The following is a 12,169-nucleotide window of genomic DNA, read 5'->3' on the forward strand; positions in this document are numbered from 1 at the left end:
GTGCGCCCCGCGGGTGGCCGTGCCCTGCCAGCATGGCGCCTCCCCGACGTCGGCGGCCCCTCCGGTGCCGCCGGCGTGCCCCTGCCGACCGGAGGTCCCCCGTGAACGCCGTCCACGTCACCGTGCTCGTGCTCTACCTCGCCGTGATGGTCGGGATCGGGCTGTGGTTCAGCCGCCGCAGCCAGGTCGCCGGTTCGGACGACTTCATGTTCGCGGGGCGGCGGCTGCCGCGACCCGTGCTCGTCGGCACGCTGCTCGCGACCTGGGTCGGCTCGGGGACGATCATCGGCGGCGCGAACTTCGCCTACACCTACGGTCCGCTGGCCTCGATCTTCTTCTTCGCGGGCACCCCGGTGGGGATCCTCGTGCTGTTCCTCATCGCCGGGAAGATCCGCGACGCGGCCAAGCGCACGGTGCCCGAGCTGCTCGAGGCCCGCTTCGGGACCCCGACGCGGATGGTCGCGGCCGCCATCACGCTGCTCGCCTACGTCGGGATCGTGGCCTACCAGTTCACCGGTGGCGGCTACATCCTCAGCCTCATCACCCCGCTGAGCACGGGCCAGGCGACCATCATCACCGGGCTGCTCATCGCCTTCCTCGCCGTCGGCGGCGGGCTGCTGTCGGTCGCGTGGACGGACGCCCTGTCGGCGCTCGTCATCGTCGTCACGCTCTTCGTCGCCCTGGGCTACGTCTTCGTCCAGGACGTCGGGGGCCTCGGCACGTACGCCGACTCCCTCGCCGCTCCGCTGACGACGCTCAGCGGCGGCCTGACCCCGCTGCAGCTGCTCGGCTACTTCCTGCCGCTCTTCCTGCTCATCCTGGCCGACCAGAACATGTACCAGCGGCTCGCGGCCGCCCGGGACGCCGGCACGGCCCGCAGCTCGACGGCCGGCTTCTTCTTCGGCAGCTTCCTCGTGACGGTGCCGGTGGCGCTGCTCGCGTCGGCGTCGTCCTTCCTGCTGCCGGACATCGAGCCGGACACGGCCGTGCTGTCGCTGGCGGCGGAGGGCTACACGCCCGCCGTCGTCGGCGGTCTCATCCTCGCCGGCGCCTTCGCCTTCATCGTCACCACCGGCTCGTCGTTCCTGCTCTCGAGCGCGGGCAACGTCGTCTACGACCTCTACGCGCGCTTCGCCCGCACCGAGCCGTCGGACCGGCGCCGCCTCGGCGTCCACCGCCTGTCGGTGCTCGGCATCGCCGTGCTCGCCTACGTCCTCGGGCAGTTCTTCCCCTCGGTGCTGGCCCTGCAGGTGTACGCCTACACGGTGTACGGGGTCGCCATCGCGCCGGCCGTCTTCGCCGTCCTCTTCTGGCCGCGGGCGACAGCCGCGGGTGCGCTCACCTCGATGGTGCTCGCCACCGTGACGACGGTCGGCTGGGAGACCGCGGGGCTGTCCTCGGACGTCAACGCCGTCATCGTGTCGCTGCCCGTCTCCGTCGTCTCCCTCGTCGTCGTCAGCCTGCTGACCGGGCGGCGCAGCGAGGCGGTGGCCGCGCGCTGAGGCGCCCGGCGACGTGTCACGTCCGCGCGCACAGGTGGGCCGTCGCGGCGGTCGTCCACCGCCGCAGCGCGAGACGCAGAGCCCGCCCGCCGCCGTCCCTAGCGTCCCGGCCACGGGACGGCGGACGAGGGGAGACCGGCGATGTGCCTGGTGTGCGACGGGTGGACGCGCGAGGAGGTGCTGGCGCAGCACCTGCTGGCGATCGAGGAGCAGGGCTGGTCGCACGAGGCGGTCGAGGGCGACGGGACCGGGCCGGCTTTCGCCTACACGATCGGTCTCACGCGCCAGGACGGGCACCCCGAGGTGGTCGTCAGCGGGCTCGAGCCCCACGTCGCCGACCACCTGCTCCACGCGGTGGCCGACCGCGTGCTCGCGGGTCACCGGCTGGCGGCCGGCGGGGAGGTGGACCTGGGACTCGACGTCTGGTTCAAGCTTGTCGGCGTGCGCCGCCCGCAGCGGCTCGTCACCGCGCAGGAGGTCTTCGCGACGCCGGGGCACGCGGGCCTCGTGCCGGCGCTGCAGCTGGTCTGGCCGGACCACGCCGGTCTGTGGCCGTGGGAGCTGCCGTGGCGCGAGGCGCGCCGCGTGCAGGAGCTCTTCGGCACGTCGCCGTGGGCGTGAGGTGGGGACGGCGGCCCTCCGGCTGGCTAGCCTCGGCCCATGACGGCCGAGGCGCCCGCTCGTCGGCTCCCCGAGGAGCGGCCGATGAGCTGGGACCAGTACGCCGCGCTGGGAGACGACGCCCGCGGTGAGTACGTCGACGGGTGCCTCGTCGTGACGCCCTTCCCCAGCCGGCAGCACCAGAACGCCGCGCGGCGGCTCGCGGGGCTGCTGGAGCAGCACCTGCCCGGGGGGCACGCCGTCGTCACCGCCTGGGGCTGGAAGCCCGGTGCCGACGAGTGGGCGCCGGACGTCATGGTCCACCCGGTGACCGCCGAGCAGGTGCGCTTCACCGGGACGCCGCTGCTGTGCGTCGAGGTGCTGTCGACGAACCGCGGGGACGACCTGGTGCGCAAGACGTCGAAGTACGCGCGCGCGGGGCTGCCGCAGTACTGGGTGCTCGACCCGTCGGAGCCGAGCCTGCGGATGTACCTGCTCGAGGACGGCGCCTACCGGCAGGTCGGGGTGGTCACCGACCGTGGCGGTGCGCCGGGGTGGCCGGGCCTCGTCGTCGACGTCGGAGCGCTGCTCGCCTGAAGGGACTGCCCCAGCCGGCCTCGTCAGCCGGCCTCGTCAGCCGGTACAGCGAGGTTGTCCGCGATGAGGACCCAGTCCTCGTCGCGCAGGGCGTCGTCGAGGTCGAAGCCCTCGGGCGCGAGCAGACCTGTCGCCGACACCGTCTGGTTCGCGCCGCGCACCCACGTGCCGTACCGGGCGAGGTCCACGACGGAGCCGCACGCCCGCGTCACGTTCGTGCCGCCCGGAGCCAGGGACTGGGGGAGGCAGACGCCGTCCTCGTCGTCGACGGCGACCCAGTACTCGGCCTGGTCCGTCGCGCCGAGCCGCCGGGCCGAGGCGGCCACGAGACCGTCGTCGACGTCGCTGCCCTCGATCTGCGGCAGGGCGTCCGCCTCCGTCCTGGGCTCGGCGAGCACGGGGACGAGCTCCTCCGCGGTGGGCGGTGCTGTCGAGCAGGCTCCTACCAGGGCCAGCGAGGGCAGAGCGACCAGCAGCAGCGGTGCGCGGGACACGGGGCCACCTCCTCGTCGGGGGCCCGACGCTACGTGGTCCAGGGCTACGTCGTCGGGCGGGCGCGGCCCAGCTCGGCCGTCCGGAAGCGCCGGGTGCCGTACGCCTCCAGGTCGCCGGTGGCTCGCGCCAGACGCTCCAGGGAGAAGAGCGGCGGTTGGAGACCGGCCTCGAGGTGCTGCCGCAGGGAGGGGGGCAGCTCGACGGAGGAGTCGGCGCGGCGGGCCACGAGGTGGGCGACCGACTCGGCCTCCCACTCCTCGACGTCGTGCTCGACGCCGCTGCGGTCGGGCCACCACAGCGGGTCGGGCGTGCCGAGGTGCCCGCACAGCACGTGCGCGGCCGCGTGGAGGAGGGCGACGAGGCGCCGACGCGGCTCGAGCCCGTCGGCGAGGACGACTTCGTAGCGCAGCGGCACCCGCTCGACGACCGTCTGCTGGCGCCCCCCGCGGGCGACGCGCTCGCGGCGCAACGGGCGGCCGCCCGTGACGGCGCGCACTGAACCGACCTGCTGGGAGTCGAGGCGCCCGGTGCGCACGCCCACGCCGAGGCCGACGAGGTTGTCGACGAGGCGGTCGAGCCGCGCGGTGAGCGCGGGCTCGCCGGCGCCGGCCACGACGGCGCCGGGGTCGGTGACCTCGTGGGGGAGCGGGGGCGCGCCCTCGAGCGGCTCCGTGCCGCTGACGTCGAAGACGAACGTCACCGGCCCGCGCGGGGCGAGGACGACGAGGGGCTGGGCGTCGGCGCGGACGACCCGCCGGTGCCGCTCGCGCCAGCGCGCGGCCGTCAGCACGTGCGTCGCGCCCGGCCGCTGCACGTCGACGAGCACGGCGTTGAGGGGCGACAGGTGGCGGGAGGAGCCGACGGCGCGCAGGAGGTCGGCGTACTGGGACGCCGTCCGGTACCGCTGGGCGCCGCGGACCAGGTCGTCGACGGACTGCCGCGCCTGGTCGGCGCTCGACGCCGCCGACGGCTCCTCGGCGAGGCTCAGCTCGAGCTGGCCCTCGAGGTCCAGCTCGAGGGACCCCTGCCCGAAGAGGCCCGGCGCGCCGCTGCTCACCCGCGGATGCTGGCACGCGACACCGACGGGCCGTGCGCGTGCCCGCGGTGGGGGCTGTGGACGACGCCGGACGGCGCCGCGCCGGGCCCCGACCGTCCGCGGGTCGGTGGCGCGAGGGTCCGGGCGAGGGCGCGGAGGTGGGCGACGTCGCGGCCGAGCCCCGTGCGCCCCTCAGGGCGCCGGCCGCAGCCCCTGCAGCACGACGTCGACGTAGCGCGCGGACGGCGACGCCCGGCCCGGCCCGGCGCCCACCGCCCGGGCGAGGCCGCAGAGCAGGCGTCGCACGTCGTCGGCGTCGACGTCCTCGCGGACCAGCCCGGCGGCGCGGTCGCGCTCGAGCACCGCGTCGAGCCCGGCGCGGAGCCGGTCGAGGAGCGCCGCGGTGTCCGCGCACGTCGCCGTGGGTGCGGCGAGGACGGCGGCGAGCGCCGGGTCGGTGAGCTGCGCGCGCAGGGCCCGCCGCAGCAGGTCGGCCAGGCCCCCGCCCGGGCGCTCGTCCCCGGTCGCCCGCTCGACCGCCGCGACGAGGTCCTCGAGGGCGTCGACGCCGAGCGCCTCGAGGAGCACCTGCTGGGTGGGGAAGTGGCGGTAGACCGTGCCGACGCCGACACCCGCCTCCCGGGCCAGGGCGTTCATCGCGAGGCCGCCCGAGCCGCCGGGCCCGGCTAGCTGGCGGGCGGCGGCCGCGAGGAGGCGCGCCCGGGTGGCCGCGGCGTCCGGGCGCGGCGGGCGGGGGCGGGCGAGGGGCGCCGCGGGGCGGTCCTCGGGCACGCCCGGACGCTAGCAGCGGCGGGACGCACCACTCGTGAGCGGACGTCGACCCAGTGCTGACGGGTTCTGAGCGCTACGCTCAGAACCGCTCGCCTGCCCTCGATCGACTTGGAGTGATCGTCCGCCCGTCCCGCCGTCCGGAAGGAGCGCCCGTGGTGCTCGAGGTCGAGGTGCTCGCCACCGCCGAGGAGGTCGCGCGCCGCGCCGCCGGCGTCGTGCTCGAGGAGCTGGCGGCCGGCCGGCTGGGAGCCCTGGGCGTGGCCACCGGCTCCTCGCCGGCGCGGGTCTACGAGGAGCTGGCCGCCGCGGGCGCGCGCTGGGAGGGCGTCGAGGTGTTCGCGCTCGACGAGTACGTGGGCCTGCCGCCGGGGCACCCGGAGTCCTACGCCGCGGTGGTCGACCGGCAGGTGCGCGCACCGCTGGGGCTGGCCCCGCGCCGCGTGCACGTGCCCGACGGCGCAGCGGCGAAGCTGGACGCCGCGTGCGCTGACTACGAGCGGGCCCTGGCCGAGCGCGGCGGCGTCGACGTCCAGCTGCTCGGCATCGGCGCCACCGGGCACATCGGCTTCAACGAGCCGGGGTCCTCCTTCGCCTCGCGCACGCGCGTCGTGGAGCTCGCGGACCGGACGGTCGCCGACAACGCCCGGTTCTTCGACCGGCCCGAGGACGTGCCCCGCCGCGCGCTCACGCAGGGCGTCGCGACGATCGGCACCGCACGGCGCCACGTCCTCCTCGCCCAGGGCGCCGCCAAGGCCGCGGCCGTGCGAGCCGCCCTCGAGGGGGAGCTCTCGACCGACTGCCCCGCCTCGGCGCTGCGGACCTTCGACGACGTCCTCGTGCTGCTCGACCCGGCGGCCGCGTCCCTGCTCGACCAGCGCACCACCGGGCGCCCCCGACCGGTGCCGGCGTGAGCGCCGCGGGCTCCGTCGTCGGCCCGCCGGTGGGCGACCTCGTCGTCCGCTCGGCCGTCCTCGTCGACGCCGACGGTCGCCACCCGGACGCCTGGGTCGCGGCGCGGGACGGGCTCGTCGTCGCGCGGGGCGCGGGCGGGGGCTGGCGCGAGCACGCGCGCGGCGCCGAGGTGCTCGACGCCGAGGGGGCCCTGCTCGTCGCGGGACTGGTCGACGCCCACACGCACGGCGGCGGCGGGAGCACGCACGAGGACGGCCCGGGCGCCGTCCTCGCGGCCGGCGCCGCGCACCGCGAGCACGGCACGACGCGGCGGGTCGCCAGCCTCGTCTCCGACGACGTCGACGCGCTCGCGGAGCGGCTGGCGGAGGTCGCCGACCTCGTGGACGACGAGCCCGGGCTGCTGGGGAGCCACCTCGAGGGGCCCTTCCTCGCCGTGGAGCGCAAGGGCGCGCACGACGCCGGCGCGCTCGTCGACCCGTCGCCCGCCGCGGTCGCCCACCTCCTGCGGGTGGCCCGCGGGACGCTGCGCCACGTGACGCTCGACCCGCGCCGGGCCGGTGCGCGCGAGGCCGTCCGCGCCTTCGCCGCCGCCGGGGTCGTCGTCGCCGTCGGCCACACCGAGGCGTCCTCCGACGACGCGGCGGCCGCTTTCGCCGACGGCGCGCGGCTGCTCACCCACGCCTTCAACGCGATGCCCGGCCTGCACCACCGCGCGCCCGGGCCGGTCGGGGCGGCCTGCGCCGACGAGCGGGTCGTCCTCGAGATCGTCCTCGACGGCGAGCACGTGCACCCGGCGGTCGCCGCGGTGCTCCTGCGGGCGGCGCCGGGCCGGGTCGCGCTCGTCTCGGACTCCATGGCGGCGGCCGCCGGCGGGGACGGGCGCTACCGCCTCGGGGGGCTCGACGTCGTCGTCGAGGGCGGGCGGGCCGTCCTCGAGGGCACGACGACGCTCGCCGGCTCGACGCTCACCCTGGCGGGCGCCCTGCGCACCGGGACGGCGGCGGGCCTCCCGCTGCCCGCGCTCGTCGACGCCGCCACCGCCGTCCCCGCCCGCGCCCTGGGGCTGGGGGGCCGGGTCGGGACGCTCGCGCCGGGGCGGGCGGCGGACCTCGTGCTCCTCGACGAGGACCTCGCCGTGCGCGCCGTGCGCCCGTCGGCCCGGCGCGCCGTCTCCCGGCCGACCGCCCGGGGGGCGGAGTGAGGCAGCAGCGGCTCGAGCGGATCCTCGAGCTCCTCGCGCGGGACGGGCACGTCAGCGTCGCCCGCGTGCGCGAGGAGCTGGGCACCTCGGACGCCACGGCACGGCGCGACCTCGACTCGCTGGCGCAGCAGCGCCTCGTCGTGCGCACCCACGGCGGGGCGTCGGTGCTGGCGAGCAGCGGCTACGAGCGGCCGCTCGCCGACAAGGCGTCCGTGCGGGCGGAGGCCAAGGAGGCCGTCGGGCGGGCCGCGTCCGCCCTCGTCGCGGTGGGCGACGTCGTGGGCGTCAACGGCGGGACGACGACTGCCGAGGTGGCCCGGGCGCTCGCCCGCGCCGACCGCCTGTCGCCCGCCGACGGCAGCCGCGGGTTCACGCTCGTCACCAACGCCCTGACGATCGCCGTCGAGGTCGCCGCGCGCCCGCACGCCCGCGTCGTCATGACCGGCGGGACGGTGCGCCACCGCTCGCTCGAGCTCTCGGGGCCCGCCGCCCGGCGGTCGCTGGAGGAGGTCGTCCTCGACGTCGCCGTGCTGGGGGTCGAGGGCGTCGACGCCCGCTTCGGCGCGACGACGGCCGACGCCGGCGAGGCCGACATCGGGCGGGCGCTCGCCGCGGCCGCCCACCGCGTGGTCGTCGTCGCGGACGCCGCCAAGCACGGCCGGACCGGCCCGCAGCGACTCCTGGAGCTCGAGGGGGTCGACGTGCTCGTCACCGACCGCGCACCGGACGAGCCCCTGGCGGGCGCGCTGGCCGAGGCGGGGGTACGCGTCGTCATCGCGGTGCCTGCGGGGTGACCAGCTGGTCACCCCCCAGCACCGGCACGTCGCGCCTCGCTGGGGCTGCGGTCGAAGTGCCGACGGAAGACCGTCGCGAAGTACTGGCTCGAGGAGAAGCCGCACCTCATGGCGACGTCGGCGACGCTCTCGTCCGTCGTCGTGAGCAGCTCGAGAGCGCGCTCCACGCGGAGACCGGTCAGGTGGTCCATCGGGCTCGTGTTGGCGACCAGGCGGCAGTAGTGGACGAAGCTCGTCCTCCCCATCCCGCACTCGCGCGCCATGTCGTCGACCGTCCAGGGCTCATCGAGCCGCGACCGCAGGCTGCGCAGGAAGAGGTCCACCGTCCGCTCCGTGGAGGTGAAGTACGGGTCCAGCTCGGGCTCCTCGCCCTCGAGGACCTCCAGCAGCTCGAGCACCACCTCGCTCACACCCAGTCCGAGGCGGGAGACCGTGCGGGGCCCGGCCGCTCGCATGGTGCGCTCCAGGCGCTCGGTCGCGCGCACGAGCTCGGGGCTGGCGAGCCAGACGCACCGGTCGTGCCCTCGCAGGAGGTCCGTGAGCTGGGCGAGCTCGCGGTCGGGTAGCGGCAGCCACCCCGGCCACGTCCAGGGCTGGTTGGGGCGCAGTGCCCCGACGTCGAGGACGAACCAGCCGAGGGTGCAGGCGGGGACGTGGGGGAGGCCCACCCGGTGGCGCTGCCAGGGCCGCGTCACGGTCACCCACCCCCGCTGGAGGTCGTGCTGGTCCTCCCCGCTGGAGAAGCCGACGCGGCCGTGGGTCACGAAGGTGACCTCGACCCCCTCGTTGAGGTGCCAGTCCAACCCCCAGTCCTGCGGCGCCTCGACCTCCCAGAGACCGGCGCTGAGCATCCCCTCCAGCTCGTCGTCCGCGAGGGCTGCCCCCGGGTAGGGCGGGCGTCCCCACGCCCAGAGCCCGATGTCGCCCCGGGCGCCGGCGCGCCGCATGGGCGCGGTCGGGTCGGCCCGGTAGGCGCCGTCGGAACCGGTGAACATCGCACGCCCGCGGCTCACGACCCAGCGCACCTCCCCTGTCGGAGATCGGTCGCCGCCATGGTAGCCCGCGCCGCCCTCGACGCCGGCGTCACGAGCGGGCGGTGGTCGCGCCCCGGCACGGCGAGCCGTCCGGGCCCGGCGGAGCGGCGCCGGGCGCACTCCCCCTGTTCGACATCGGCCAGCGGACGCGTCTGGACGACACCCGGCCCCCTGGTCGCCACGGTGGTCACCGACCGGGACGCACCGCAGCGTCCTCGCAGCCCGAAGGAGTGCTCGTGGCCATCACCGTCGGATGCTTCGCCCTCGTCGACCCGTTCTCGACGTTGGACCACCAGCTCGACCGGATCAGGGACTGGGGCTTCCACCACGCCGACGTCACCGACACCAGCGACGGCGCGGTGCTGGGGAACCACTTCGGCTTCAGCGCCGTCGCCAGCCTCGACGCCAACCCGCACGACCTGCGGCGGCTCTTCGCTGACCGCGGCCTGACCATCACCTCGTTCTGCGCGCACGCCGACCTGCTCGACCCCGCCGCCCCCTGGCGGTACGGCACGAGCGAGGTCATCAAGGCCGTGCGCTCGGCCGCCGCCATCGGCGTCGAGCACGTCGTCACGACGGACGGCGAACCGGTGACCCCCTTCGGCCGCGGCCTCTCACGGGAGGAGTCGGTCTTCAGCGTCCTCGAGAAGCTGCACGAGCCGCTGCGGGTCGCCGAGGACCACGGCGTCACCATCCTGCTGGAGCCCCACGGTCCCTGCACCGGTGACCCCGACGTCGTCGAGGAGATCCTCGAGCGCGCCGCCTCGTCGGCGCTGGCCCTCAACCTCGACACGGGCAACGCCTGGCTCGGGGGGGCGGACCCCGTCGAGTACGTCCGACGCTTCGGGAGCCTCGTCCGCCACGTGCACTGGAAGGACCTCGGTGCGGAGTGGGAGGAGCGCCGGGGCCAGGTCTTCGGCTGCGGCATGTCGACGACACCGCTCGGCGAGGGGTTGGTCGACGTGCGCGGGGTCTTCGAGGCCCTCGTCGGCGCCGGCTTCGACGGAGCCACCACCCTCGAGATCGCCGGCGACGACAACGTCCTCGCCTCCGCCTCGTTCCTCGAGGAGCTGGGGGCGGTCCGATGACCACCACCGTCAGGACCCAGCCGGCCGCGGCGGACGGGGGCGCCGAGCGCCTCGGCATCGGCCAAGTGGGGCTGGGCGGCATCACCGTCCACCACCGCGCGGGCTACGCGCTGTACGACCAACCGGTCGTCGCCGGGTACGACCCCGACCCGGCCGCCAGGGCCCGTCTGCTGCAGGACGCCCCGACGGCGACGGCGCACGGCAGCCTCGACGAGCTGCTCGCGGACCCGGCCGTCGGCGTCGTGGACCTCGCCACGCCCCACCACCGACCGACCCGCCTGCCGGTCGTGGAGCAGGTGGTGGCCGCGGGGAAGCCCTTCCTCGTGCAGAAGCCGCTGGCGATGAGCTACGCGGAGGCCCTCGAGCTCGTGGAGCTGGCGGAGGCGGGGGGCGTCGTGGGCATGGTGAACCAGAACATGTGCTTCACGCCCTCGGCGATCGCGCTCGGACGGGCGCTCGTCGACGACAGGGTGGTGGGTGAGCCGTCCTACGCCCAGCTGGTGGCCCAGTACCAGTTCGACACCGACTTCCACCCCTGGTTCGGGCGGGACGAGAGGTGGTGGACCGCGGGCCTCTCCGTGCACCACCTCGGGCTCCTCCAGATGCTCTTCGGCCCGCCGGAGACCGTCTACGCCATGACGGGGCACGACGTCAGCCAGCCGGGGGTCACCGTCGACGGCTGGGGGCACCTCGCCCTGCGCTACCCCAGCGGCCTGCAGCTCGTCGTGGTGTCCACGGGGACGTACTACGGCACCGAGCCCGTCCGCCACGGCGACGAGGCGGTCTGGGTCCAGGGCCCGGCGGGCCTCGTCGACTGGCGTCCCGAGGGCGACGTCGTGGTGTCCCGGCGCGTCGACGGCGGCAGCGAGGTCCAGCGGCGCTCCCTCGCCCCCCACACCCGGGGAACGTGGTTCCCCCACGCCTTCGGCCTCACCATGGCGCACCTGCGGCAGGCCCTGGCCGCCAGCCGCACGCCGCTGTGCTCGCTCCAGGACAACCTGCACGTGATGGCCGTCCTGGAGGCCACCTACCTCTCCGGCGCGCAGCGGCGGGTCGTCGAGCTCGCCGAGGTGCTCGGTGACCGCTACGACCCCGCCTACGGCACCGGGTGGTCGCACGGGTACTCCACCTGGGAGCCCCCGCTCCCGGCCTCGGCCGGAGCCCCCGCGTGAGCCCGCCGATCACCTGGGAGCAGACCGGCAGCGCGCGCGGCCGCCTCGTCGGGCCCGAGGGCCAGCCCCTGGCCCGGTGGAGCTGGGGGCCCGAGGCCAACCACCCCTACGTCGACGAGCTCCGACCCCTCGCCCACCGGGGGGTCCTCACCAACCACGCCCCGCACGACCACCGCTGGCACCACGGGCTGTGGTGGTCGTGGAAGTTCGTCGACGACGTCCTCTTCTGGGAGGACCATCTCGGCTACGGCGGCAACCGCGCCGGCCTCGGCCGCAGCGTCGTGGACCAGCACGAGGTGGTGCCCGCGCAGGACGGCGTCCGGGTCGTGGAGCACCTGTCCTGGCGGGAGGACGCGACCGGCGAGGTGCTCCTCGCGGAGGACCGGACCCTGACCGCGACGCTCGACAGCGGCGTCGAGGGCGGGTGGGCGCTGGACTGGGACCAGACGTGGACGGCCCTCCGGGGGCTCACGTTGTCGGCGACCCCGTGGCCGCAGACGAGCTGGGGCGGGTACGCCGGCCTCAGCTACCGCGCCGCCCGCGCCATGGCCGCCGGCGAGGAGGTCGCCGCCGCCGGTGGCCGTGCCGGTACCGCCGCCGTCCACGGCCAGCGCGCCGCCTGGTCCATCTACGGCGGGTGCGTGGACGGCGCGGGCACGGACGAGCCCGAGCGGCCGGCGCGCGGCGCCGTCGCCCTCCTGGACCACCCCGGCAACCCCGGGTTCCCGTCGCCGGTGTACGCGGCGTCGGCGGTCGACGCCTTCGGCTTCCTCGCGACGGCGCCGCTCATGCACGAGGAGCGGGTGCTCGAGGACGGCGAGCTCCTGAGGGTGCGGACGCGAGCCCTCGTCCTCGACGGGCCGGTGCCCGACGACCAGCTCTCCTTGGCGCACGACCACTACGCAGCATCGACCCGATCTGCGCGCTGAACCCACGCGAGACCCGA

The 12,169-nt window shown here is 76.2% G+C and carries 13 protein-coding genes; 9 read left to right on the forward strand and 4 right to left on the reverse strand.

Translation table 11 applies throughout. The features are described 5' to 3' along the window. Positions 1-101: 101 nt before the first annotated feature. The 3 genes from WDV85_RS04525 to WDV85_RS04535 all read left to right on the forward strand — a co-directional run bounded on the left by WDV85_RS04525 (position 102) and on the right by WDV85_RS04535 (position 2,699). Positions 102-1,502 carry a sodium:solute symporter family protein gene (locus WDV85_RS04525; protein WP_339569491.1) on the forward strand — a complete coding sequence of 467 codons (1,401 nt, stop codon included), beginning with the start codon at positions 102-104 and terminating at the stop codon, positions 1,500-1,502. A gap of 141 nt (positions 1,503-1,643) precedes the next feature. Next, a complete protein-coding gene (locus WDV85_RS04530; RefSeq protein WP_339569492.1) occupies positions 1,644-2,123 on the forward strand; it encodes a DUF4262 domain-containing protein in 480 nt (159 codons plus the stop codon). Positions 2,124-2,162: 39 nt separating this feature from the next. Then, complete coding sequence (locus tag WDV85_RS04535) at positions 2,163-2,699, forward strand: Uma2 family endonuclease (protein ID WP_339569493.1); 537 nt, start codon at positions 2,163-2,165, stop codon at positions 2,697-2,699. 23 nt (positions 2,700-2,722) lie between these two features. Here the strand turns inward: WDV85_RS04535 and WDV85_RS04540 are convergent, their stop codons facing one another. From WDV85_RS04540 to WDV85_RS04550, 3 genes are all read right to left on the reverse strand, one after another. After that, positions 2,723-3,193, reverse strand: coding sequence for a hypothetical protein (locus WDV85_RS04540; protein ID WP_339569494.1), 471 nt, complete (start codon positions 3,191-3,193; stop codon positions 2,723-2,725). A gap of 44 nt (positions 3,194-3,237) precedes the next feature. Then, on the reverse strand, positions 3,238-4,251 hold the full coding sequence (locus WDV85_RS04545; protein WP_339569495.1) for a hypothetical protein: 1,014 nt from the start codon (positions 4,249-4,251) through the stop codon (positions 3,238-3,240). A 171-nt stretch (positions 4,252-4,422) separates the two neighbouring features. After that, on the reverse strand, positions 4,423-5,022 hold the full coding sequence (locus tag WDV85_RS04550) for a TetR/AcrR family transcriptional regulator (RefSeq protein WP_339569496.1): 600 nt from the start codon (positions 5,020-5,022) through the stop codon (positions 4,423-4,425). Positions 5,023-5,174: 152 nt separating this feature from the next. Here WDV85_RS04550 and WDV85_RS04555 point away from each other — a divergent pair, with 152 nt between their 5' ends. Genes WDV85_RS04555 through WDV85_RS04565 form a run of 3 tightly spaced genes read left to right on the forward strand, consistent with a single transcriptional unit; the run spans position 5,175 to position 7,929 of the window. Further along, complete coding sequence (locus tag WDV85_RS04555; RefSeq protein ID WP_339569497.1) at positions 5,175-5,933, forward strand: glucosamine-6-phosphate deaminase; 759 nt, start codon at positions 5,175-5,177, stop codon at positions 5,931-5,933. Next, the gene (locus WDV85_RS04560; protein WP_339569498.1) at positions 5,930-7,135 is read left to right on the forward strand and encodes an N-acetylglucosamine-6-phosphate deacetylase; all 1,206 of its coding nucleotides are present in this window, start codon (positions 5,930-5,932) and stop codon (positions 7,133-7,135) included. Before WDV85_RS04555 ends, WDV85_RS04560 begins: the two co-directional genes overlap by 4 nt. After that, on the forward strand, positions 7,132-7,929 hold the full coding sequence (locus tag WDV85_RS04565; RefSeq protein ID WP_339569499.1) for a DeoR/GlpR family DNA-binding transcription regulator: 798 nt from the start codon (positions 7,132-7,134) through the stop codon (positions 7,927-7,929). The genes WDV85_RS04560 and WDV85_RS04565 overlap by 4 nt, the downstream gene beginning before the upstream one ends. Positions 7,930-7,937: 8 nt before the next feature. Here the strand turns inward: WDV85_RS04565 and WDV85_RS04570 are convergent, their stop codons facing one another. Then, positions 7,938-8,942 (reverse strand): helix-turn-helix transcriptional regulator, encoded by a 1,005-nt coding sequence (locus WDV85_RS04570; protein ID WP_339569500.1) that lies wholly within the window; start codon positions 8,940-8,942, stop codon positions 7,938-7,940. Positions 8,943-9,199: 257 nt separating this feature from the next. On the opposite strand from WDV85_RS04570, the gene WDV85_RS04575 reads away from it, so the two are divergent. The 3 genes from WDV85_RS04575 to WDV85_RS04585 are packed head-to-tail and all read left to right on the forward strand — an operon-like array spanning position 9,200 to position 12,152. Continuing rightward, entirely contained in the window at positions 9,200-10,051 is an 852-nt protein-coding gene (locus tag WDV85_RS04575; protein ID WP_339569501.1) for a sugar phosphate isomerase/epimerase family protein, read from the forward strand. Continuing rightward, on the forward strand, positions 10,048-11,223 hold the full coding sequence (locus WDV85_RS04580; protein WP_339569502.1) for a Gfo/Idh/MocA family protein: 1,176 nt from the start codon (positions 10,048-10,050) through the stop codon (positions 11,221-11,223). The genes WDV85_RS04575 and WDV85_RS04580 overlap by 4 nt, the downstream gene beginning before the upstream one ends. Continuing rightward, positions 11,220-12,152 carry a DUF6807 family protein gene (locus tag WDV85_RS04585; protein ID WP_339569503.1) on the forward strand — a complete coding sequence of 311 codons (933 nt, stop codon included), beginning with the start codon at positions 11,220-11,222 and terminating at the stop codon, positions 12,150-12,152. The genes WDV85_RS04580 and WDV85_RS04585 overlap by 4 nt, the downstream gene beginning before the upstream one ends. Positions 12,153-12,169: the final 17 nt, after the last annotated feature.

The sequence above is a fragment of the Pseudokineococcus sp. 5B2Z-1 genome (assembly GCF_037482305.1).
In the GTDB taxonomy this organism is placed as follows: domain Bacteria; phylum Actinomycetota; class Actinomycetes; order Actinomycetales; family Quadrisphaeraceae; genus Pseudokineococcus.